Annotated in this window: 18 protein-coding genes; 10 read left to right on the plus strand and 8 right to left on the minus strand. The window is 49.1% G+C overall.

Annotated features, from left to right (window positions below; translation table 11 throughout):
- Window positions 1-353 precede the first annotated feature (353 nt).
- Entirely contained in the window at window positions 354-926 is a 573-nt protein-coding gene (locus tag ACJJI0_RS17730; RefSeq protein ID WP_444883633.1) for a helix-turn-helix domain-containing protein, read from the plus strand.
- Window positions 927-1,007: 81 nt separating this feature from the next.
- Here ACJJI0_RS17730 and ACJJI0_RS17735 read toward each other — a convergent pair whose 3' ends face one another.
- The 3 genes from ACJJI0_RS17735 to ACJJI0_RS17745 all read right to left on the minus strand — a co-directional run bounded on the left by ACJJI0_RS17735 (window position 1,008) and on the right by ACJJI0_RS17745 (window position 5,973).
- Window positions 1,008-2,597 (minus strand): SpoVR family protein, encoded by a 1,590-nt coding sequence (locus tag ACJJI0_RS17735; RefSeq protein ID WP_252084350.1) that lies wholly within the window; start codon window positions 2,595-2,597, stop codon window positions 1,008-1,010.
- Entirely contained in the window at window positions 2,591-3,874 is a 1,284-nt protein-coding gene (locus tag ACJJI0_RS17740; RefSeq protein WP_444883634.1) for a YeaH/YhbH family protein, read from the minus strand. Before ACJJI0_RS17740 ends, ACJJI0_RS17735 begins: the two co-directional genes overlap by 7 nt.
- A 176-nt stretch (window positions 3,875-4,050) precedes the next feature.
- Entirely contained in the window at window positions 4,051-5,973 is a 1,923-nt protein-coding gene (locus ACJJI0_RS17745) for a PrkA family serine protein kinase (RefSeq protein ID WP_252084352.1), read from the minus strand.
- 355 nt (window positions 5,974-6,328) lie between these two features.
- Between ACJJI0_RS17745 and galE the strand changes: the two genes are divergently transcribed.
- From galE to ACJJI0_RS17760, 3 genes are all read left to right on the plus strand, one after another.
- Window positions 6,329-7,360 carry a UDP-glucose 4-epimerase GalE gene (gene galE, locus ACJJI0_RS17750; RefSeq protein ID WP_444883635.1) on the plus strand — a complete coding sequence of 344 codons (1,032 nt, stop codon included), beginning with the start codon at window positions 6,329-6,331 and terminating at the stop codon, window positions 7,358-7,360.
- Window positions 7,361-7,469: 109 nt separating this feature from the next.
- Window positions 7,470-8,090 carry an ABC transporter ATP-binding protein gene (locus tag ACJJI0_RS17755; protein ID WP_444883636.1) on the plus strand — a complete coding sequence of 207 codons (621 nt, stop codon included), beginning with the start codon at window positions 7,470-7,472 and terminating at the stop codon, window positions 8,088-8,090.
- A complete protein-coding gene (locus ACJJI0_RS17760) occupies window positions 8,087-9,019 on the plus strand; it encodes a hypothetical protein (RefSeq protein WP_444883637.1) in 933 nt (310 codons plus the stop codon). Before ACJJI0_RS17755 ends, ACJJI0_RS17760 begins: the two co-directional genes overlap by 4 nt.
- A gap of 91 nt (window positions 9,020-9,110) precedes the next feature.
- Here ACJJI0_RS17760 and ACJJI0_RS17765 read toward each other — a convergent pair whose 3' ends face one another.
- The 5 genes from ACJJI0_RS17765 to ACJJI0_RS17785 all read right to left on the minus strand — a co-directional run bounded on the left by ACJJI0_RS17765 (window position 9,111) and on the right by ACJJI0_RS17785 (window position 15,807).
- The gene (locus ACJJI0_RS17765; protein ID WP_444883638.1) at window positions 9,111-9,923 is read right to left on the minus strand and encodes a symmetrical bis(5'-nucleosyl)-tetraphosphatase; all 813 of its coding nucleotides are present in this window, start codon (window positions 9,921-9,923) and stop codon (window positions 9,111-9,113) included.
- A gap of 27 nt (window positions 9,924-9,950) precedes the next feature.
- Window positions 9,951-10,751 carry a 16S rRNA (adenine(1518)-N(6)/adenine(1519)-N(6))-dimethyltransferase RsmA gene (gene rsmA / locus ACJJI0_RS17770; protein ID WP_444883639.1) on the minus strand — a complete coding sequence of 267 codons (801 nt, stop codon included), beginning with the start codon at window positions 10,749-10,751 and terminating at the stop codon, window positions 9,951-9,953.
- A gap of 44 nt (window positions 10,752-10,795) precedes the next feature.
- Entirely contained in the window at window positions 10,796-11,791 is a 996-nt protein-coding gene (gene pdxA / locus ACJJI0_RS17775) for a 4-hydroxythreonine-4-phosphate dehydrogenase PdxA (RefSeq protein ID WP_444883640.1), read from the minus strand.
- 72 nt (window positions 11,792-11,863) lie between these two features.
- Entirely contained in the window at window positions 11,864-13,186 is a 1,323-nt protein-coding gene (locus ACJJI0_RS17780) for a peptidylprolyl isomerase (RefSeq protein ID WP_444883641.1), read from the minus strand.
- A 20-nt stretch (window positions 13,187-13,206) separates the two neighbouring features.
- Window positions 13,207-15,807 (minus strand): LPS-assembly protein LptD, encoded by a 2,601-nt coding sequence (locus tag ACJJI0_RS17785; RefSeq protein ID WP_444883642.1) that lies wholly within the window; start codon window positions 15,805-15,807, stop codon window positions 13,207-13,209.
- A 241-nt stretch (window positions 15,808-16,048) separates the two neighbouring features.
- Here ACJJI0_RS17785 and ACJJI0_RS17790 point away from each other — a divergent pair, with 241 nt between their 5' ends.
- The 6 genes from ACJJI0_RS17790 (at window position 16,049) to ACJJI0_RS17815 (ending at window position 21,710) form a co-directional block, all read left to right on the plus strand.
- A complete protein-coding gene (locus ACJJI0_RS17790; protein WP_444883643.1) occupies window positions 16,049-17,110 on the plus strand; it encodes an aminoglycoside phosphotransferase family protein in 1,062 nt (353 codons plus the stop codon).
- Between the two features lie 37 nt (window positions 17,111-17,147).
- A complete protein-coding gene (locus ACJJI0_RS17795; protein WP_444883644.1) occupies window positions 17,148-17,855 on the plus strand; it encodes a nucleotidyltransferase family protein in 708 nt (235 codons plus the stop codon).
- Window positions 17,856-17,874: 19 nt separating this feature from the next.
- Entirely contained in the window at window positions 17,875-18,537 is a 663-nt protein-coding gene (rpe, locus tag ACJJI0_RS17800; protein ID WP_252084363.1) for a ribulose-phosphate 3-epimerase, read from the plus strand.
- Between the two features lie 230 nt (window positions 18,538-18,767).
- Entirely contained in the window at window positions 18,768-20,285 is a 1,518-nt protein-coding gene (gene trpE / locus ACJJI0_RS17805; protein ID WP_444883645.1) for an anthranilate synthase component I, read from the plus strand.
- Window positions 20,272-21,132: an ion transporter gene (locus ACJJI0_RS17810; RefSeq protein ID WP_444883646.1), complete on the plus strand. Its 861-nt coding sequence runs from the start codon at window positions 20,272-20,274 to the stop codon at window positions 21,130-21,132. The genes trpE and ACJJI0_RS17810 overlap by 14 nt, the downstream gene beginning before the upstream one ends.
- Complete coding sequence (locus ACJJI0_RS17815; RefSeq protein WP_444883647.1) at window positions 21,132-21,710, plus strand: anthranilate synthase component II; 579 nt, start codon at window positions 21,132-21,134, stop codon at window positions 21,708-21,710. Before ACJJI0_RS17810 ends, ACJJI0_RS17815 begins: the two co-directional genes overlap by 1 nt.
- Window positions 21,711-21,732 lie beyond the last annotated feature (22 nt).

Below are 21,732 nucleotides of genomic sequence, written 5' to 3' on the forward strand. Positions count from 1 at the left end.
AGGGTATTCGCTTAGCAAACATCTAATTGCCAATAGCGGGATCGCTGACTTACCGGCCATGCCCGCTGGAGAGGATCTGGCGACACACTGGTACCGCTAAATCTGAAGTCATTCTATGTGACCTGTCATACCTGTCAACTATATCTTTTAGTATTTTTTGAGGGGGTTGTATCTCTGTTCGTTAACTAAATACATGGACCGAATTTCGGGCTGGTTTTGCAGCATTGAACAGCATAATTTATAGGGGCGATCCTGTTGGGCAGGATAATTTCGCGCCTGGCTTCGGGGGATGGAGTTGGGGCTTTTGAAATTGACTTGTTCGTCAAGGATTGCAGTTGTTGGGGAGAATAAATATGAGCGAACTACATGTGCTAACCACCGGGGAAGCGGCTCGGTATTGTGGGGTCAACTTCCGAACGGTGATTCGCTGGATTGAGCGGGGGCAGCTCAAGGCTTACAAGCTTCCTGGGCGTGGCGACCATCGGATTTGTGTAGAGGACTTCGTGGGTTTCCTGCGGGATAACTCTATGCCAGTGCCGAATGACCTGGCGGTACCCAGTCGCAAAGTTCTGTTGCTGACAACAGATCCGGAACTGACTTCTTCAGGCCTCCAGGCCTTGAAAAATATCGGCTGTGAAATTGAAGTGGCTGGTGACAGTTTCTCTGCGGGTGTTTTATTAGCTAATGCCAAGCCGGCGTTGTTGGTTGTTGATGCCGCATTGGTTGGTGACGGGGGCTTTCAGGTGCTGGATTACTTGAGGTCGCGCAGCGAGTATAGCAGCCTACGTATCCTGGTTGTGGCTGCTGAGGAAGATCTGGATAAAGCCCGCTGGCTGGATGCGGGGGCCGATGCCCTTCTGGCACATCGTGAAGAACGCGGTGAACTGGCTGCTAAAGCCAGGTTGCTGCTAGAGGCTGATCACTAAGCCAAGTTTTCTGCCTGGATTTATTCCTGGTCATTCGCCCCGTTTGCACGGGAGTTTAACAAAAAGCTCCCGTGTAAAGATTCAGATTGGTTTCGGAATCAGCATTGACTCCTCTTCTCCTTCCTGCCGATCACGGCCCTGTTCAGGGCAGTGGAAGCTAGCCGTAATTTCATCGCCGTTGAGGCTGTTTAGATGTATATCAAAACCCCAGAGTCTGTGTAGATGCCTTAAAACTTCCGGAGTATCTTTGCCAAGTGGACGGCGGCGATGCTGGGTGTGATTTAAGGTAAGTGAACGATCTCCTCGTGTATCTACAGAGTAAACCTGTATATTGGGTTCTCGATTACCCAAGTTGTACTGGCCGGCGAGATTCTCCCGAAGTTGTCGATAACCACTTTCGTCATGGATTGCACTGACAACAATTTCATTTTCCTGATCGTTGTCGCTGACACAAAAGAGTTTCATATCGCGCATCACTTTTGGTGAGAGAAACTGTAGGATAAAACTCTCATCCTTGAAGTCGCGCATGGCAAACTGGAGTGTTTCTCGCCAATTGCTCCCAGCGATATCTGGGAACCAGCGGCGATCTTCATCAGTCGGTTCTTCACAGATACGCCTGAGATCACTGAATATACTGAAGCCCAAGGTGTATGGATTGATGCCATTGTAATAAGGACTGTCAAAACTGGGCTGATAGATCACGTTCGTATGACTTTGCAAGAACTCCATCATAAAGCCTTCAGTCACTCGTCCTCGCCGGTAGAGTTCTGTTAGCAGTGTGTAGTGCCAAAAAGTGGCCCAGCCCTCGTTCATGACTTGAGTTTGGCGCTGTGGATAAAAATACTGTGCGAGCTTGCGTACGATACGTACTAATTCTCTTTGCCAACCTTCAAGTAAGGGGGCATTTTTTTCGATAAAGTAAAGGAGGTTCTCCTGGGGTTCCTCCGGAAAACGTTTTTCATTGGTTTCCTCGGTGCCTTCTCCAAGTTTTGGGATCGTTCGCCATAGATCGTTGAGTTGACGTTGCCGATATTCTTCACGCTCCTGTTGCTGGCGCTCTTCTTCAATAGCGGAGATGGGGTAAGGGCGTTTATAGCGATCCACGCCGTAGTTCATTAAGGCATGGCAGGAGTCGAGAATGGCCTCGACTTCATCAAGCCCGTGGCGTTCTTCACAGCGGGAAATATAATTTTTGGCAAAGATTAGGTAGTCGATAATACTACTGGCATCCGTCCAGGAGCGGAAAAGGTAATTGCCCTTGAAAAAAGAATTGTGCCCGTAGGAGGCATGAGCGATCACCAAGGCCTGCATTGTCATGGTGTTTTCTTCCATGAGGTAAGCGATGCAGGGGTTGGAGTTGATAACAATTTCGTAGGCGAGCCCCATTAAACCGCGCTGGTAATTATTTTCCACGCTGATAAATTGCTTGCCAAACGACCAATGGTTGTAGCCCACTGGCATACCCACCGAAGAGTAGGCATCCATCATTTGTTCTGAACTGATAACCTCAATTTGATTGGGGTAGGTATCCAGGCCAAATTCGTCTGCCAACGCGCCAATGGCGAGGTCATATTCCTGGATCAGCTCAAATGTCCACTCTGAGGTGGTAGAGATAGGGTTTGCTGATTCTGGTTTTTGCGAATCGCTGCCGCTGGCAAATGTATCTAGCATCGAGCGGTCACCTTCTGGCTGAACAGTTGACGGAACACAGGGTAAATATCCTGCACATCCACAATTTGCTCCATGGCGAAGTGATTTGGGAATAGGGTACGCACACTTTCGTATTCTTCCCACAAGGCTTGGTGGTCTCTGGGAGTTATTTCCACGTAGGAGTAGTACTGTACATGGGGCATGATGTCGTCAATTAGGATACGATGGCAGGTGCTGGAGTCATCATTCCAGTTGTCGCCATCTGAAGCTTGGGCGCCGTAAATATTCCATTCACTCTCCGGGTATCGATCGCGCATAATCCGTCTCATTAACTTCAGAGCGCTGGATACGATGGTTCCCCCTGTCTCACGAGAGTAGAAAAATTCCTCTTCATCCACTTCCTTGGCGCTAGTGTGGTGGCGGATAAAAACGACTTCTGTGTATTCATAACTGCGTTGCAGGAATAGATAAAGCAGGAGGAAAAAGCGCTTAGCCATGTCTTTAGTGGCTTGATTCATAGAGCCGGATACGTCCATAAGGCAGAACATAACCGCACGCGAACGAGGTTTTGGTTGTTTGATTAATAGATTGTATTTCAGATCAAAATCATCCAAAAATGGCACCCGCCCAACACGGCGGCGCAACTCAGCAATTTCACCTTTCAGAGCCTCTATCTTGCGCTGATCGCGCAGAGCAGTATCTTTTTGTTCCTCTAACTCTAGGGATTTCTCCAGTTCACGGATATTTCGCCTTTTACTACTAGTGAGTGCGATACGACGAGCGTGAGCTGCTCTTAAGGAGCGAATGACATTTAGCCGACCAGGGGTGCCTTCGTTACTTATTCCAGCGCGGACAACTTGAAAGGACTCATTACCAGCGAGCCGCTGTTTAACCATGTTGGGTAGCTGTAGCCCTTCAAACATAAAGTCGAGAAATTCTTCCTGTGAAATTTGAAAGACAAAGTCATCCACTCCCTCGCCACTATCACTGGCTCCTCCGCCATTTCCATCACCACCTTTAGGTTGCTGGCGTGGAATACGATCCCCTGTGGTAAATTCTTTGTTGCCGGGTAAAACACGCTCGACATGACCCCCTGAGCCATGTGAAAAAAGGGGTTCACTGATATCTCGGGTAGGAATGCTGATACGTTCGCCCTTGTCCATATCCATTATGGATCGGCTGTTCATAGCGTCACCCACGGCTTTCTTTATATGGGCTTTATAGCGCCTTAAAAAGCGTTGCCGATTTACAGTACTTTTCTTTTTTCCATTTAGGCGGCGGTCGATGATATAGCTCATAGTTCTGCCTGTAGTCTGAATAAAACCATCTGGCAAGGCCACCATACAATCTATTCAGAAATGCTTTTGTCGTCTATTTGGCCCCCTATAGGGGGCCAAATAGACGAAATTTTTCAGATCTAGGAAAATAGGAATAGATACTTGAAAGTTTCTATCCGTCATTGCAATTAATCCAGCTACTGAGATTTACGTACTCGTAGATACCATTCTGATAACAGACGAACCTGTTTTTCTGTATAGCCGCGTTCTACCATGCGGGCAACAAAGTCTGCATGCTTGCGCTTGTCATCCGCAGAAGCTTTGGTATTAAAGGAAATAACTGGCAGGAGATCCTCGGTGTTTGAGAACATCTTTTTCTCAATAACAGCGCGCAATTTCTCATAGGATCGCCAATCTGGATTTTTCCCCTGATTGTTGGCGCGAGCACGTAAAACAAAGTTGACAATTTCATTGCGAAAGTCTTTTGGATTAGAGATACCTGCAGGTTTTTCTGTTTTCTCTAATTCTTCATTTAGTGCGCCACGGTCTAGGATTTCCCCAGTCTCTGGATCTCGATATTCCTGATCCTGGATCCAGAAGTCTGCATAAGTGACGTATCTATCAAATAAATTTTGTCCATACTCGGCATACGACTCGAGATATGCGGTTTGGATTTCCTTGCCAATAAATTCTACATATCTTGGGGCGAGATATTCCTTGATGAATCCAAGATAGTTTTCTTGTATTTCTGGAGGGAATTGTTCTTGTTCTATTTGTTGTTCCAGGACATAGAGTAAATGCACAGGATTGGCTGCTACTTCTGTAGCATCAAAATTAAAAACTTTGGAGAGTATTTTGAAGGCAAAGCGAGTGGACAGCCCATTCATTCCTTCATCGACGCCGGCATTATCTCTATACTCTTGTATAGTTTTGGCTTTGGGATCTGTGTCTTTCAGATTTTCTCCATCATAAATGCGCATTTTCGAGTAGAGGCTTGAATTTTCCGGGTTTTTAATGCGTGAGAGCACCGAAAATTGAGCCAGCATACGTAAGGTGTCAGGTGCGCATGGAGCTTTTGAAAGGGAGCTATTTTCCAGTAGCTTCTGATAGATTCGAATCTCTTCCTGTACCCGAACACAATAGGGGACTTTGACAATATAAATTCTGTCAAGGAAGGCCTCGTTGTTACGATTATTTCGGAAGGATTGCCATTCAGATTCATTAGAATGTGCCAGAATGGTCCCATTAAATGGTATAGACCCGAGTCCTTCGGTGCTATTGTAGTTGCCCTCTTGGGTTGCGGTAAGTAGGGGGTGAAGTACCTTGATCGGGGCCTTAAACATCTCAACAAATTCCATCAGCCCTTGGTTGGCACGACAGAGACTGCCTGAAAAGCTGTAGGCATCTGGATCATTCTGAGGAAAATCCTCTAGTTTTCTGATATCAATTTTGCCAACCAGGGAGGAGATGTCCTGATTGTTTTCGTCGCCGGGTTCAGTTTTGGAGATGGCAACCTGATCAAGAATCGATGGGCGGATCTTAACTACCCGAAACTTACTGATATCACCTTTGAATTCATGAAGGCGCTTAACAGCCCAGGGGGACATGATAGTATTTACATAGCGTCTAGCAATACCGTAGTCTTCTTCAAGGATACGCCCATCTTCATTGGGAGAGAACAAACTCAAAGGGGATTCAAAAACCGGAGACCCTTTTATTGCGTAAATGGGCACTTGCTCCATAAGTGCTTTAAGACGTTCTGCCAGTGAGGATTTACCGCCCCCTACAGGCCCTAATAAATAGAGTATTTGTTTTTTCTCTTCCAGCCCTTGAGCGGCATGTCGGAAGAAGGAGACGATTTGCTCAATTGCCTCCTCCATACCATAGAATTCGCCGAAAGCCTTATAGCGCTTGATAACCTTATTACAGAAAATACGTGATAAGCGAGGATCGCGAGAGGTATCTATCAGCTCTGCCTCTCCAATGGCCATCAGCATTCTCTCCGCGGGTGACGCATAGGCACTGCGGTCTGTCTTACAGAGTTCCAGGTATTCTTGAATACTGAGCTCTTCATCCTGGATTGACTCGTATCGTTCCAGGTAGTGATTAAAAATTGTCATGGAATTTACCTCCCTGTAGCCTGGTGGGCAGAGTCCAGCGTCCTGCTTATCATTTTGAATCAGAGCACTGACTAGTTGTTTCGAAGACTGTATTTACTGTGGCTCCCGCAAAGTGTTTGATTGGCGGTTATCCAGTCATTACCTTGTTTGAGTGTTGCCCGGCATAAAGCGCTATTCATTATCGCCGTTGCTAACCTTGTCCTTCCCCGGATTCGATGAAACGGTTCCGGCTTTTCCAGCATAGCTTTTTGGTTCACTACGGCACTGGATTGTCATTCAGAGAGGTTGAATTTAATGGCAGTTTTGGTCTTTACTTACGACCCAGAAGAAGTAAGTGGGTTAATAAGGAACTGAAATGGCGATTTTAGTGACTGGCGGCGCCGGTTATATTGGTAGTCACACCTGTGTTGAGATGCTTTTGGCTGGATTACAGCCAGTAGTGGTGGATAATCTCTCCAATAGTAGTCGTGAGGCCTTAAACAGGGTAAATCTGATCACAGGTACAGGTGAGGGTATACCTTTTTTTGATCTGGATATTGCTGATAAGCCTAGGCTTCGCCAAGTATTTACTGACCACAAGATAGAGGCAGTACTTCATTTTGCAGGCCTTAAAGCAGTGGGTGAATCCGTGGCTCAACCTCTGCGTTATTACCAAAATAATGTGGCAGGTACCTTGGCTCTTATGGAGGTGATGGAGGAGTTTGACACTAAACAAATTATCTTCAGTTCCTCAGCCACGGTCTATGGAGATCCAGAAACGGTACCTATACATGAAAGCTTTCCCACTGGCGCTACAAACCCATATGGTGCTAGTAAGCTGATGGTCGAGAATATAATGAGGGATATTTGCTCAGCACCAGGTAACGGTTGGAAGGTAAGTCTTTTAAGGTACTTTAATCCAATTGGTGCTCATAAGAGTGGCTTAATTGGTGAGGATCCTCGTGGTACACCTAATAATTTATTGCCTTATGTTGCTCAGGTTGCTGTTGGTCGGCGCCCATTCCTACAGGTTTTTGGGGATGACTACGCTACGGTAGATGGTACTGGTGTCAGAGATTATATCCACGTGGTGGACTTGGCTCGAGGTCATCTTGCAGCTTTAAATATGTTGAGTAAACCCTCAACCCCCGTAGGTTGCTATACCCATAATCTTGGTACAGGCAAGGGAAACTCAGTATTAGAGGTAGTAAGGGCTTTTGAGGCGGCTAGTGGCAAGTCTATACCCTATAAAATTGTACCCCGTCGAGCGGGAGATATTGCTGAATGTTATGCAGATCCAACTCTGGCGGAGAGTGAGCTTGGCTGGAAGGCTGAGCATGGCCTGGAACGGATGGTAGAGGATACTTGGCGTTGGCAGTCTCAAAACCCAAATGGTTACGAAGCTTAAGTAACTATCTTCTCTGATTGTAATGCTGTGTAGTGGGAGGGATTCCACTACTTACTGCCAACTCTCTAAGAACTCTGGAACTATTAACTTCACAAGGAGTCACTACTCTTTGTTATTTAGGATAGCTTATTCTTTATGGAGTGAAGAAATTTTGAATCAATTGGTTGTTGATGCTCTATATGTTCATAGAGGAATAAACAGTGTTATTGAAAATCTGTCCTTCTCTGCCTCTGCCAGAATAATAAAAATATTGGGAAAGAATGGCTCGGGAAAGACAAGTCTTTTACTCGGGATATCAGGTCTAATTTCTATCTCCTCAGGTACTATTAATTTACTTGGGGAAATAAAAAGGTCAATACGAAGAGAAAGGTGTGGAGTGTTTTCTGATGCGATCACCCTTCCAAGTTATTTATCTGTTGAGGAAGTCCTATCTGTTTGCCATATACAAAAATCTGACCGTTTAAAAAAATTTAAAGAAGAGTTTTTGTGCGATATTCATTCTTGTACAAAAGTTTCCGACTTATCGGAAGGGCAGCGAAGAAAAGTAGCTATAGTTTGTGCCTTATTTAAAGAAAATGGAGTTCTTTTATTGGATGAGCCCTTCAATGCTTTGGATGAGAACTCTAGCAGAGCTTTGATCGAGCATTTATCAGATTATTCTGGAATGCTTATTTACGCGAGTCATAATTCCGTTTCTTTTTCAGAAAAAGAAACGGAGGTAATGTTGTGAGCCTTTCTTTGAATAACTTGTTGTTTGCAGGGGTTGCCTTTAGGCTGAGAATTTGGGTTGAGGCAAATCAATGGATTTTAATTGGGCTGGCCTCAATAATAACCCCTGTATTGATGATGATTCATCTTCCTGTAAGCTTGCTCTTGACAGGAGAGGGTGGAGATATAAGGGCTTCTCTCTCTATTCTTCTAGTGGCGCATATTGCTTTTGCGATTTGTGGAATTCTGTTGTCTCCTGAACCTGCGGAGTTAAAGTGGTATCTGAGCTGCTTCCACCCTCTAGACTTGATTAAATCTCTATGTATAGTTCAGCTTAAATACAATCCACTTTTTTGGGCGTTATGGTTGCTTCCGCTCTTAGTGTTGGTGTACTTGGGAGAGCCGTTTAGTATCTTAGGGTACCTGACTTGGTTTTTCTTATTCTGTAGCATCCAATTGCTTTCTTTTTTGTCTTTAACGGGGCTCAAATATAGACAAATTCTGTTTTCACAATCAAGGACAGTTTTATTAAAAAAATCGCGTATAGTCATCAGATCACTAATCGCGTTTGCAATTACTATTTGCTGTTATGTGTTTGCGGCTAGTGAGGTTTTGATTGCCTTGCGTATTTTATTGGTACTTGGCTCTTCAATAATTTTTACCTACGCAATAAATTCCATTTTGGAGGATGAGGCTGAAGTCAATTTTTGGATGATGATGAAATCTTGTGGAAAGGGTGAAATTGTTATTCAGGAGTACTTCAAAGGTATCCTAATATCCATGCCTGGGATTATGGTAGTTCTCTTTATAAATAGGCTGGAGTCAGCGGCCCATTTTTTGATTTATGTGCTTGCTATAACGGGGTTCTCTTTACTTTCACTTTATAAGTGGGGGCGAGTTATTTTAGCTCCTTTATTAGCTGTCTCCGGGGTGATATTGTTGAGCGTATAAACCCTCAAGTCAGGTATACAGCGCTAAGGACAAAACTAAATTTCTAGTAGCCTCCATTGACCCCTGAGATTTTTTATAGTTTTGTGGAGGCTCAGAGGCTGCAGTCCGTACAAAAAAACTCTTCGTCTCCCAGGCGCATAGCTGTTAGATATCCCCCCCATACACAGCCGGTATCCAAAGCATAGATATTTTCGGTATCGGCTCTTCCTTCAAGGGCAGCCCAGTGGCCAAAAATTATTTTGTCATTTTTAGTCTTTCTATTAGAAAAACTAAACCAGGGCTTGTAATCACCATGGGATGCCTGAGGCCCACGCTTGGTAACAAGGTCGAGGGTGCCATCCTCCTTGCAGAGGCGCATGCGCGTGAAATAATTGGTAATTGAACGAAGCCGCTCAATTCCGATTAGGTGATCATCCCAGCAGTGAGGTTCATTACCATACATGCCGTAAAAAAAGGCCTTTGCCATGGCTTCATTCGAGAGAGCATGCTCTACCTCACGAGATAGCTTTTGGGCTTTGGTAATACTCCAGATAGGGGGGATACCGGCGTGGACCATAGTGTATCCCTTTTTATGTACCATTAAGGGAAGGGTCTGTAGCCAGCTTAACAGACGATCTGAATCTTTTGCCCTTAGAATCTTTGCGAGATCTTGCTCTTTCTCTGCAAGATGCTTGGCCCCATGTGCCAAGGCCAAGAGATGCAGATCGTGATTGCCGAGAACAGCGGTAACTTGATAACGGTGTTCATAAAGAAAGCGTAAAGTACCCAGACTGTCTTCGCCACGGTGTACTAAATCTCCGGCGATCCATAGTTTGTCACTGTCAAAACTAAAATGGATTTTCTTTAATAGGCGCTTTAAAGATTCGAAACAACCCTGGATGTCGCCAATAGCATAGGTAGCCAAACTCTTATCTCCCGAGGCTTAGCTTGCTCAGTGTTGTCCAAGTTTTGTGCAGTAATTTGATAGCTGTACAAACTCTTGCACACTCAGAGTTTCTGGGCGACGGCTGGCATCCACTGGCAGTTGATCTGGATCGAGGTCTGGGAAAAGGGGCTTTAGTGCATTGCGCAGTGTTTTACGGCGTTGCTGAAAAGCGACATTGACGATTCTTTCCAATAGTTTTTCATCTTCGGCAATGTAGGGAATTTTGCTATGGGGTATTAGGCGGACAATAGCAGATTCCACTTTGGGGGCTGGCCTGAAGGACTGGGGTGGTACTGGAAATAGCCCTTGCACACGGCAGTAATACTGTACCATTACTGTGAGACGGCCATAGGACTTGGTACCAGGGCTGGCTCCGAGGCGATCGACTACCTCCTTTTGCAGCATAAAGTGCATGTCCTGCACTTTGCTTTTGAAACTGAGCAAATGAAATAAAAGAGGCGTGGAAATATTGTAGGGGAGATTGCCAACAATACGCAGAGGGTTCTCACCGGCAAATTCTCCAAAATCGAATTTCAATGCGTCTCGCTCAATAATCTTGAAATCAGGGTAGTCCCTGAATTTAAATTCCAACAGAGGAATCAGGTCCCGGTCCAGTTCCACGGCTGTGAGTGAGGGACAACGTTGTATTAGCAATTCGGTAATAGCCCCTTGGCCAGGGCCTATCTCGACCAATTTATCGGTTTCTTTAGGGGCTATTGAACGAACTATACGCTCGATGATATTCCCGTCGACCAAAAAGTTCTGGCCAAAACGCTTGCGTGCCTTATGTTGGAAAAAATTGTCCATTAATTAATCTGCAATTCAAATAGTGGTATTAGGCAAACAGGATGTTATATCACCTGCTGTTTCCGAAGTTGTGCCAGTTCTATTGCCTGAGTGAGGGCAGCTTCGAGACTGCCACAACTGGCTTTGCCAGTGCCCGCCAAGTCCAGGGCAGTGCCATGATCGACCGAGGTGCGAATATAAGGTAAACCCAGGGTGATATTAACCGCCTTGCCGAAGCCATGAAATTTTAACACTGGCAGGCCCTGATCGTGATACATAGCAAGTACTGCATCGAAATGCTCTAACTGGGGTGGGGTAAACAGTGTGTCTGCCGGTAGTGGCCCGGTCAGATGAAGGCCACGTTGACGCAGCCTTGCCAGTGCTGGCTGAATCACTTCGATTTCTTCCCGGCCCAAGTGGCCCCCCTCTCCAGCATGAGGGTTCAATCCACAAACCCCAATGTGAGGTGAATGGATACGGAACTGATCGCGCAGACCGCCGTGTAGAATCTCGGTGATGAGCTCCAGACGTTTGCCAGTTATTGCTGTGCTCACATCTTTAAGTGGAAGATGTGTAGTGACAAGGGCTACTCGAAGCTCCTGCGCAGCCAGCATCATGACTACTTGTGCTACGCCTGCTCGCTCCGCAAAAAACTCGGTATGGCCACTGAAGGGAAATCCAGCTTCATTGATTACCCCCTTATGTACAGGGCCCGTCACTAGCGCATCAAATTGACCATTTTGACATCCATCTGCGGCTATCTCCAATGTCCTCAATACATAGAAGGCGTTGGCGGTGTTAAGCTTTCCAGGTAGGGATGGCTGCTTTAAAGGACTTTCTAAAATATAGAGGCTACCTGGTGCTGTTTCCGATAGCGGGGTATCTTCAGAGAATGATATAAGCTGAAGGGGAAGTTCTAGCTTTTTAGCAGCCCGCTCCAGCAGGCTTGGGTCCGCAATGGTAATCAGTTGTGCAGGGCTGCCATGCTGAGACAATTTTACACATATCTCTGGGCCAATACCGGCGGGTTCTCCGGGGGTCAGCGCGATTCTGGGTATCATAGAGGAGCCACACTTTTTACGAATAAAAAACCGGGCGCTTTGGCCCGGTCTTCGAGGTCTTAAAAAGCGCTTTTATTGCGCTTCCTGTTCAGAGCCTTCTTGCTTTTCATCTTTTAATTTAATTTCTACATAAGCCTGGTCGCGGATTTCCCTGCGCCAATTTTGCAGTTCTTCTTCATAGCGGCGATTGCGTAAGAGGTTGGCAGCCTGGTTGCGAATATATTGATCTGTCATATCTTGTTTGCGTCGCCCCTCGACCATCAGGATATGCCAGCCGAATTGGCTGCGAAATGGCAGGCTGATTTCGCCGATGCCGGTGGTGTTCATGGCCTGGGTAAATTCAGGCACAAATTGTCCTGGCATAGACCAGCCGAGATCACCGCCGGACAGCATGGAGCCAATATCTTCGGAATTCTCGCGAGCGAGCTCGGTAAAGTTATCGCTAGCCATCGCCTCTTCTCGCATGGCTACCAGCTTGTTGTAGGCTTCATCATCCGTGAGGATGGCTGAGGGTTTGAGCAGGATATGACGAACTTTAGTCTGCTCCACTAGTTGCTCGCTGGCACCTTTTTGTGCATGAATCTTGAGCAGGTGGAAGCCGGCATCACTGCGGAAGGGCTCAGTGATATCACCTACCTTGAGGCCGCTTAGCGCATCAGCAAATAGGGTGGGGAGTTCCACTGTTTTGCGCCAACCCAGGTCGCCACCGGCGAGGGCATTTTGCCCTGCAGAGTTGGCGATCGCCAGGCGACGAAAGTCAGTGCCGCCGCGCACCTGCTGAACCAGCTCCTCGGCTTTCTCGCGAGCCTGGGTAACTTCGCTGGCTGGAGCACTGGAGCTGATGGGGATCAAGATATGTCCCAGCTCATACTGAGGGGACTTCCAGAACTCTCCCTCTTTAGAGCGCAGGAAGTTGTCGATGTCTTGGTCGGTGATCTGGATTCGGCGGTTGACGCTGCCTTGTTCTACCCGGCGGATCATCAGTTCCTGACGGATCTGCTGGCGGAAGCTTTTCATGGTCATGCCATCGGAACGCAGACGCTGACGAAATTCTTCCGGGCTGACACTCGCGTTTTGTTGAACGCGAGCAATGGCTTGATCGAGTTCGGATTCAGATATTGTAACGCCCGCCCGGGAGGCCATCTGCAGCTGTAATCGCTCGATGATCAGTTGTTCTAATACCTGGCGGCGCAAAACATCCACAGGCGGTGCTTGAACTTGTTGGGCTTGAATCTGGCTGGCAATCGTGTTCATGCGCTGGGCTAGTTCACTGGCCATAACCACATCTTCATCAACAACGGCGACTACCCGGTCCAGGGTTTGTACTTGCGCTGTGACCGTGCCGGCGATCAGGACGCAAGCAGCCAGAACGGATGACAAGCCTAATTTCGGCATCAATTTCTGCATTATTTTCATCACGGTTTCAGCTTTTCTCTCTGATCAAAATTGGCAATTCCTTGGCTTAGCATTTGAGTGACCGTTGCGCCAAATCCAGCTAGGCCCTTCAATTGTATTTCGAGGTAGATACCCTCATCGTATTGGAGGTCCTCTGCTGCTACAACTCCGGCTAAATCATTGTCTAGGGTGCGGCGCCACAATAGGCGCGCACGATAGCAGCAATCGTCATATTCGATACCCGCCAGGTATTCCAGTTCCCTATCCAGCGTCAGATCATAGGCTGCTCCAGCCATTACAGAAGTATGTGTGCTGATAGGAAGTACGGCTGAACTATTTAGCTGCCGTACAGAAGAGTCATCATCGTTGTTTATTTCATCGGGAAAAAGCGGATTGTCATTCCGCTCATAGTAATAGCTGAGGTTAAAAATACGGGCATCATTATCAAAGTAGCGCAGACTGAAGTTACCCCGGTTGACATTATGCTCTGTGTCATCGTAGACCAGTTCACTGCCAATGTGCAGAGATTGAATTGGGCGGCTTTCTAGCTTTGCGGCTAGCTCCGAACGCGGAGTTTCTTCAACTAATTCCAGAAGGCCAATCTGGGTATCGCTAGAATAGAAGGCCTGGCCGATGCTGGCCGAGAATAAGTCACGCCCGCTGACCGGCTCGATGAAACGGGTGGTTAGCCCCAGAGCAACCCTACTTGCATCGTCAATACGATCATTGCCGGTAAAACGGCTATGGCGAAATAGCTGATCGTAGCTGAAGGTGAATAGCGAGGTGTCATAGAGTAAGTTATTACTTTGGGGGTCGATGGGGCCTATATCGTTTATGTCATCCCCAGTAATATCGAAGAAACCTTCCTGGTTGGCGTTACTACTGAGTAGTCCGTATAGGCGTGGCTCCAGAGTCTGGATATACTCGCGATTAAAGGCAAAGCCATCACGTTCGAAGTAGAGGCCGGTGTCCAGGGTAAGCTGGGCGGCGGAGGCGCTTGGAGTGTCGTTGGCGTCTTCCGGCAGGAAAGTGTCGCTGACTTGGTAACCCAGATAGCGGCCCGCCAATCCCGGCTTAAAGTAGCCCCACAGCCACTCTTTATCCCAAAAAAGCTCATAGTCCAGACGCAGGCGGTCCGCAGTTACAAAGTTTTTTGTTTCTGTGACGACACTATTTGGGTCGTTGGTATCCCTGATATATCTAATCGTCTGAGTGTCCTGGTGCCGCCATACAGTGGCTTCATTTTGTAAGGCGAGCTGCCAGTCACCCCAGCGGTAATTGCCATCCACATCTAGCCGAGGCAGCTGGGCGAAAGTATCGAAACGATCATTTTCCAACACTTGGTAATCCTGGGCACGAAGGCTGATTGCCCAGTTTTCAAAAGTGAGTCTACCCTGGGCTTTTTGGCTAACCTGGGTTTCCGCGTTGATATCAAGGTTGGCGGTACTTAAATCGCGAAAATAGTCGGGATCGCTCACCTTGGTGTAGTCGATGTCGGTACGCCAGATACTGCCGCTATAACCACCCTGTTGTTCCAGGTTCACTAACCAGCGATCGTCCCCTTTGTAGGGCAGGACCAGGTCTTCAGGGAAGCCCCGGTCAATCAATTCCTGGGCGAGATCACTATTGCCGCCCTTATCATTAGGGAGATCGGCTAGGCGTATTTCGGTGTTGAACACGGGGCTTAGGTGGCGGAATTCTACTTCCAGACCAGTGCCGCGATACTGGATATAGCGTGGAGTGATGGTCGCATCCATCTCCGGGGCGATATTCCAGTAATACGGAACAGATAGGTCCCAGCCATTCTTATCGCTGTTGCTTAGAGAAGGAAAAAGGAAGCCCGACATGCGCGCATCGCCCACCGGGAAGCGAAAATAAGGGAAGTAGAGTACGGGAACATCCAGTATCTCCAGGCGTACATCCCTTGCGGTTCCCTGGCTCTCCACTTGATCGATATTGATTTCTCCGCCACTCAAGCGCCAGAAAGCCCGGCCCGGCTCACAGCGGGTGTAGGTGCCATCGGTAAGGGTCAATTCACCACTGGTCTGACGTGCGACTTGGGCGGCGTCGCCATGAATAAATTCGTCGTGTACAACGTATGTTGCGTCCTCAATGGAGGCCGCTTCGGTATCGGTGTGAACCTCTGCCGAGTCCCCTCGAACGAGTAAATTGGGTTCGCGCAGTTCGATAGCGCCACTTAGGAAAGCGGTGTTGGTCTGGCGGTTGAGGGTCACTTCATCGGCAAATAATTGGCGATAGCCTTGGGTGATATGGACGTTGCCAATTAGTTCAGCAGATCCGTCATCGAGGATGCGAGACTGCTCGGCTGTGGCACGTAGTGGCGCGTCTTCAGGGGGCAAGTTGGCATCGGGGTAATCCCTAGGCGGTTCGATAAAGGCTCCGGAGCAAATCGCCGGTACTCTGGCGCTTTCCTCAGGGGTCAATTCAGAACGTGGTAACCAGTCTAAGTACAGGTAGGGGTTGTATTCGGGATCTACGGCGGTTTGGTCCGCATGAGTCCATATAGGGTGCGCGGCCAACAAACCGAGGGCTAGAGAGTGGGCTCGTGGATTCTGAGCTATTGCTAGAGCGAGGCGACGCCACCGGGAGACTTCAAGCATCAATCGATAGGTTCCGGCTATTCTTTGGTGTTTCTTGTATCGGCAGATGCGTGCGACAGCTATCCAGCCGGGGCGCGCAAAAAATTATCGCCCGATTCTACTTGAATGTAGAAGTGGTTAATAGCCGCACAGATGGTACGGATGTAAGAGGCGAGAGTGTTATAGTCGCTTCAAGCTCCCTGGGGCAGGGTTTCAATACGAGCTGCTTAATGGGAAACTGCCGCGATAGAAAGAATCATTGATGGGCCGAACAATAAATGAAGGGTGTACTGTGAGTGATGACCTGCGACAAGAGGCTTTGGCTCTTTGGGTGGGTAAGGCTTTGGAAATTGAATTTCCAGCAGACTTGGCCAACCTTGCCGGGGATGCGGGCTTTCGGCGCTATTTCCGCACTTCTACCGAGCCGAGGTTAATCGCTGTTGATTCTCCACCTGAGTGTACTAACCCGGCCCGATTTGTAGCAGTTGCCGATTATCTGCGGCGCAATGGTGTGCACACACCCATGGTAATAGCAGCTGATACAGCCAATGGGTACCTGCTATTGGAAGACTTGGGTGATACCCAATTATTCGATGCGCTGAGTAATGACAGTGTCGAGGGACTCTATGCGGAGGTAATGAGTGAGCTGCTGAGTCTCCAGCAGATACCTCGTACAGAGGATTTGTTTCCAGATTACAACCGGGAACTATTGCTGACAGAGATGCGTATTATGCCCGAGTGGCTGGTAGGCAATTTACTCGGTTACTCTCTGAGTGAAGTGGAAAACCGCCTGCTGCAAGAAACCTTTCAGCGGTTGCTGGAGAGTGCTGCAGGCCAACCGCAAGCTCTAGTGCACAGAGACTACCACAGCCGTAATTTAATGATCCGTGGAGGTGAGCGCCCTGGAATCGTGGACTTCCAGGATGCCGTGTGGGGACCGATTACCTACGATTTGGTCTCTCTGTTGCGAGACTGCTATATCCGCTGGCCACGCCAGCGGGTCGAGCGCTGGGCTTTAGCCTATGCCGCTACTGCAGAAGCTGCTGGGGTGCTGGAACCTGTCGAGCCTAAAGAGTTCTTAACTTGGTTCGACTGGATGGGGCTCCAGCGTCATATTAAAGTGCTGGGCCTTTTTCCACGTCTATCATTGCGCGATGGCAAGCAGAACTACCTGGGGGATTTGCCGCTGGTGATACGCTATGTACTGGAAACTGCTGGGCGCTATGAGGAGCTTCAGCCGTTTGCGCAGTGGTTTGAGCAACAGCTACTTCCGCTTATAGAGCAGCAGCCTTGGTACAGTGATTATCGCTATGCCGGTGAATAGCACTAATAAGCTGTATAAAAACTGATAGATGAATTGAATGACTCAGCTCACTGAGATAGCCCCAACAACCGCTATGGTCTTGGCTGCGGGCTTTGGGCGTAGAATGCGCCCCCTTACTGACCAAACCCCCAAGCCTTTGTTGTCTGTGGCGGGCAAGCCGCTCATTGAGCATGTGCTTGAGCGACTACAGGCTGTGGGAGTTCAACGGGTAGTGATCAACCTGGGCCATTTGGGCCATAAGATTCGTGATTACCTGGGGAGTGGTGATCGCTGGGGACTCGATATCCAGTATTCTGTGGAGCAAGAAGACCGACCCCTTGAGACCGCTGGGGGTATTCTCAACGCGATGCCGCTGCTGGGAGAGGGCCCATTCTTTGTGGTTAATGGGGATGTTTGGTGTGACTTTGACCTTTCGCAGTGGGTGAATCGCCCCTTACCTGAGGGCTGCCCCGGCCGACTTTTGATGGTGCCAAATCCTCCACATAACCCCGAGGGAGACTTCGGAATTGATAATGGCCTACTGTCTGGAACTGCCAAGCCCCGCTATACCTTTGCCGGTATCAGTTGGCTGCGCCCCGAGGTGTTAACCCGCTACCCCAAAGTGCGTGAATGCTTCGGCCTTGGCGAGGTCTTTACTTTCAATGAGGACAAACTACAGGCGGACTTATACCCTGGGGACTGGTGTGATGTGGGCACCCCCGAGCGCCTGGAAAACCTGCATTGCCGCCTGAGCGCGGAAAATTGAGTTACTGAAGGAAATAATGATGTCAGATTACAAGATTGCCCCCTCGATTCTTTCCGCCGACTTTGCCCGCCTTGGTGAAGAGGTGGACAATGTGTTAGCCGCTGGTGCTGACTGGGTGCACTTCGATGTGATGGACAACCACTATGTGCCCAACCTAACCATCGGCCCAATGGTGTGCCAGGCGTTGCGCAAGCATGGTGTCGAGGCGCCCATTGATGTGCACCTGATGGTGGAGCCGGTAGACGATATGATTCGCATGTTTGCTGATGCGGGCGCAAGTTATATTACTTTCCACCCCGAGGCTTCGCGACACCCGGACCGCTCCCTACAGTTGATCCGCAGTCTTGGCTGTAAGGCCGGTTTGGTCTTTAACCCAGCCACAGGACTGGATGCGGCCAAGTATGTGATGGACAAGCTGGATATGATTTTGTTGATGTCAGTCAACCCTGGCTTTGGTGGGCAAAAGTTTATTCCGGGCACTCTGGAAAAACTGCGCGAGGCGCGCCAGTTGATCGACGCTTCTGGTTACGATATTCGCCTTGAGATCGATGGCGGGGTCAACCGTGACAATATTGCGGAGATTGCCGCAGCCGGCGCGGATACTTTTGTTGCAGGCTCTGCAATCTTCAATGCCCCCGACTACGCTGAAGTGATCGGTGCTATGCGCGAAAGCCTGTCCTGAGAAAAACTTGGCGGGCAGCCCCTTGCCCGCCGCATACGGGATTTGTAAACTTGTGCGCCTGCACAGAGGGAATTTCCGTGAATCACACTATCCCCACATCCAGCAGTTGGCGATGGCGCCACTGATCCGCTGAGGCCAACTGGTCAACAATACCGTTCGGCCACCTCTCCCGTGGGCGCCGCCTATACTTTGGCGCCAACAAGAAAAATACCCAATAGATCGGAGTCTCTATGACCCCTAGTGAATACGCCCAACTTGTGTCTGAGGGCTATAACCGTATACCGCTAGTGCGCCGTGTGCTGGCGGATATTGAAACCCCCCTGTCCACTTATCTGAAGCTTGCCGAAGGCCGCTACAGTTACCTACTGGAGTCGGTACAGGGCGGGGAGAAATGGGGGCGCTACTCCATTATTGGATTGCCCGCCAGAACTCTGCTTCGGGTGCGTGGCAACGAGGTTACGGTGGAGTGTGACGGGGCGGTGATAGAAAGCTATACCGAGCGCGATCCGCTGGCATTTGTTGAGCAGTTCCAGCAGCGCTATCGGGTACCGGAACTTGCCAATTTGCCGCGTTTCAATGGTGGCTTGGTTGGGTATTTTGGCTATGACTGTGTGCGTTATATTGAACCGCGTTTAGCGCACAGTATGCCGCAGGATAGCCTGGGTAATCCGGATATCCTGCTGATGGTCAGTGATGAGCTGGTGGTGTTCGACAACCTCGCCGGTGCAGTTATCTTTATTGTGCATGCGGACCCTTCCCAGGCCGATGCCTATGAGCGGGCCCAGCAGCGTCTGGATCAACTGGTGGAAAGGTTGGCTCGGCCTTTACCGGATACAGTGCCTCTGGACCTGGATGGAAAGGGAATCGAAGAGGGTGCTTTTCACTCCCACTTTGGTGAGAAAAATTTCAAGAAGGCCGTTGATAGGGTAAAGGAATATGTTCTCGCCGGTGATGTTATGCAGGTGGTGCCATCTCAGCGCTTGTCGGCTCCTTTCGATGCCCCGCCACTGAATTTTTATCGCGCCCTGCGCAGTCTGAACCCCTCGCCCTATATGTATTTCCTCGACCTAGGGGATCACCAGGTTGTGGGCTCCAGTCCAGAGATTCTGGTACGCCTGGAAGAGGGTGAGATGACTGTGCGTCCGCTAGCAGGCACCCGCCGTCGCGGTACTTCCGAGGAGGAAGATAAAGCCCTGGAGCAGGAGCTATTGGCAGACCCCAAAGAGTGTGCCGAGCACCTGATGTTGATCGATCTGGGGCGCAATGATGTGGGCCGTGTAGCGGCGACTGGCAGCGTGCGGGTCACTGAGCAGATGGTGGTGGAACGCTACTCCCATGTGATGCATATCACCTCCAATGTCACCGGTCAGTTGCGGGAGGGACTCACCGGTATGGATGCCCTGCGCGCGGCGCTGCCGGCCGGCACTTTATCCGGGGCACCAAAGATCCGCGCTATGGAAATTATCGATGAATTGGAACCTGAGAAGCGTGGTATCTATGGTGGTGCGGTGGGTTACTTGGCCTGGAATGGCAATATGGATACAGCCATCGCAATTCGCACCGCAGTTATTAAGGACGGACAGTTATTTATCCAGGCCGGTGCCGGCCTGGTGGCCGATTCAGATCCCCAATCCGAGTGGGATGAGACCATGAATAAGGCTAGGGCGTTGTTCCGTGCAGCGGGCATGGCTCTGGCGAGTAGTTGTAAAGAAGTAGAAGTAAAGATCGAACAAAATGAGCGAAGCTAGTATTTCTCAAAAAGTATCTCTTGCCGCCCGTTGTCAACAGATAGTCGAAGCTCCCATGTTTAATCAGGTGATCATTGGCATGATCCTGGTTAATGCACTGGCGGTAGGGCTGGAGACTTCAATATGGGTGATGGAGCGTTTTGGTACTGCATTGGGCGTTGTTAACCAATTGGTGCTGACTGCTTTTATTTTAGAGGCAGCGATAAAAATAACTTCGCACGGATCGCGTCCTTGGCGTTATTTTGCCAGCGGCTGGAACTGCTTCGATTTTACCATCATCGCCTTAAGTTTGATTCCCGCCACAGGGCCCCTGGCAACACTCGCGCGCCTGGTACGGATCCTGCGGGTGTTGCGCCTGGTTTCTGCTTTCCCTGAACTGCGTACTCTGGTGGATACACTGTTGCGCAGCTTGCCGAGCATGATGCACATCGCAATCTTGATGGGAATTATCTTTTATATCTATGGTGTGGCGGGCTACTTTCTCTTTCATGAGATAGACCCAACCCATTGGCGCAACCTGCCGATAGCTCTGTTGAGTCTGTTCCGTATAGTGACCTTCGAGGATTGGACCGACATTATGTATACCGCTATGGATGCAATGCCCTGGGCCTGGCTCTACTTTGTCAGTTTCGTGGTTATGGGCGCCTTTGTCATGATTAACCTGTTTATTGGCGTGGTGCTCAATAACCTGGAGGAAGCCAAGTTGCGTCGAATGGATGAAATGTGTCTGCCGCCCAGTCAAACCGAAATTCTGCGCGAATTGCGCTCAACCCAGGCGGCGCTCGCACGACTGCAAAAGCGCATGGAAGCAACTACCGATACTGCACAGGCTATGGGGGCCAAGTAATGATTTTGATGATCGATAACTACGATTCCTTTACGTGGAATGTGGTGCAGTACCTTGAGGAGCTGGGCGCTGAGGTTGTGGTCAAGCGTAATGACGAAATTACCCTTGAGGACATAGAGCAGTTGGCCCCGGCGAAAATTGTGATTTCACCAGGGCCCTGCACACCCAATGAGGCAGGAATTTCCCTGGAGGCGATTCGTCATTTCGCCGGGCGTATCCCCATTTTGGGTATTTGCCTTGGTCACCAGAGTATCGGCCAGGTTTTTGGTGGTCGCGTGGTACGTGCCGGCCAGGTTATGCACGGTAAAACATCGCCTATAGTGCACAACAACCTGGGAGTGTTTCACGGCCTATCCAACCCTTTCGAGGCCACCCGTTATCACTCCCTGGTGGTGGAAAAGGGCAGCTTGCCTGAATGTCTGGAAATTACCGCCTGGACGGAGACGCCTGACGGTGAGATTGATGAAATTATGGGGCTGCGCCACCGGGAATTACCGATAGAGGGCGTACAATTTCATCCAGAGTCCATTCTCACCATGCATGGCCACGATATGTTGAAGAATTTTCTCGAGTCCTGATGCGAAGGGCAAAACGCGGGGC

The sequence above is a fragment of the Microbulbifer mixtoriginis (SeqCode) genome (assembly GCF_052466695.1).

Coding starts and splice junctions, on each gene's coding strand:
- rpe (WP_252084363.1), top strand. CDS start 17,875: ATGTCAGATTACAAGATTGCCCCCTCGATTCTTTCCGCCGACTTTGCC.
- ACJJI0_RS17790 (WP_444883643.1), top strand. CDS start 16,049: ATGGGCCGAACAATAAATGAAGGGTGTACTGTGAGTGATGACCTGCGA.
- pdxA (WP_444883640.1), bottom strand. CDS start 11,791: ATGATACCCAGAATCGCGCTGACCCCCGGAGAACCCGCCGGTATTGGC.
- ACJJI0_RS17795 (WP_444883644.1), top strand. CDS start 17,148: ATGACTCAGCTCACTGAGATAGCCCCAACAACCGCTATGGTCTTGGCT.
- ACJJI0_RS17780 (WP_444883641.1), bottom strand. CDS start 13,186: ATGCCGAAATTAGGCTTGTCATCCGTTCTGGCTGCTTGCGTCCTGATC.
- trpE (WP_444883645.1), top strand. CDS start 18,768: ATGACCCCTAGTGAATACGCCCAACTTGTGTCTGAGGGCTATAACCGT.
- ACJJI0_RS17745 (WP_252084352.1), bottom strand. CDS start 5,973: ATGACAATTTTTAATCACTACCTGGAACGATACGAGTCAATCCAGGAT.
- ACJJI0_RS17785 (WP_444883642.1), bottom strand. CDS start 15,807: ATGCTTGAAGTCTCCCGGTGGCGTCGCCTCGCTCTAGCAATAGCTCAG.
- ACJJI0_RS17735 (WP_252084350.1), bottom strand. CDS start 2,597: ATGCTAGATACATTTGCCAGCGGCAGCGATTCGCAAAAACCAGAATCA.
- ACJJI0_RS17815 (WP_444883647.1), top strand. CDS start 21,132: ATGATTTTGATGATCGATAACTACGATTCCTTTACGTGGAATGTGGTG.
- ACJJI0_RS17810 (WP_444883646.1), top strand. CDS start 20,272: ATGAGCGAAGCTAGTATTTCTCAAAAAGTATCTCTTGCCGCCCGTTGT.
- galE (WP_444883635.1), top strand. CDS start 6,329: ATGGCGATTTTAGTGACTGGCGGCGCCGGTTATATTGGTAGTCACACC.
- ACJJI0_RS17740 (WP_444883634.1), bottom strand. CDS start 3,874: ATGAGCTATATCATCGACCGCCGCCTAAATGGAAAAAAGAAAAGTACT.
- rsmA (WP_444883639.1), bottom strand. CDS start 10,751: ATGGACAATTTTTTCCAACATAAGGCACGCAAGCGTTTTGGCCAGAAC.
- ACJJI0_RS17730 (WP_444883633.1), top strand. CDS start 354: ATGAGCGAACTACATGTGCTAACCACCGGGGAAGCGGCTCGGTATTGT.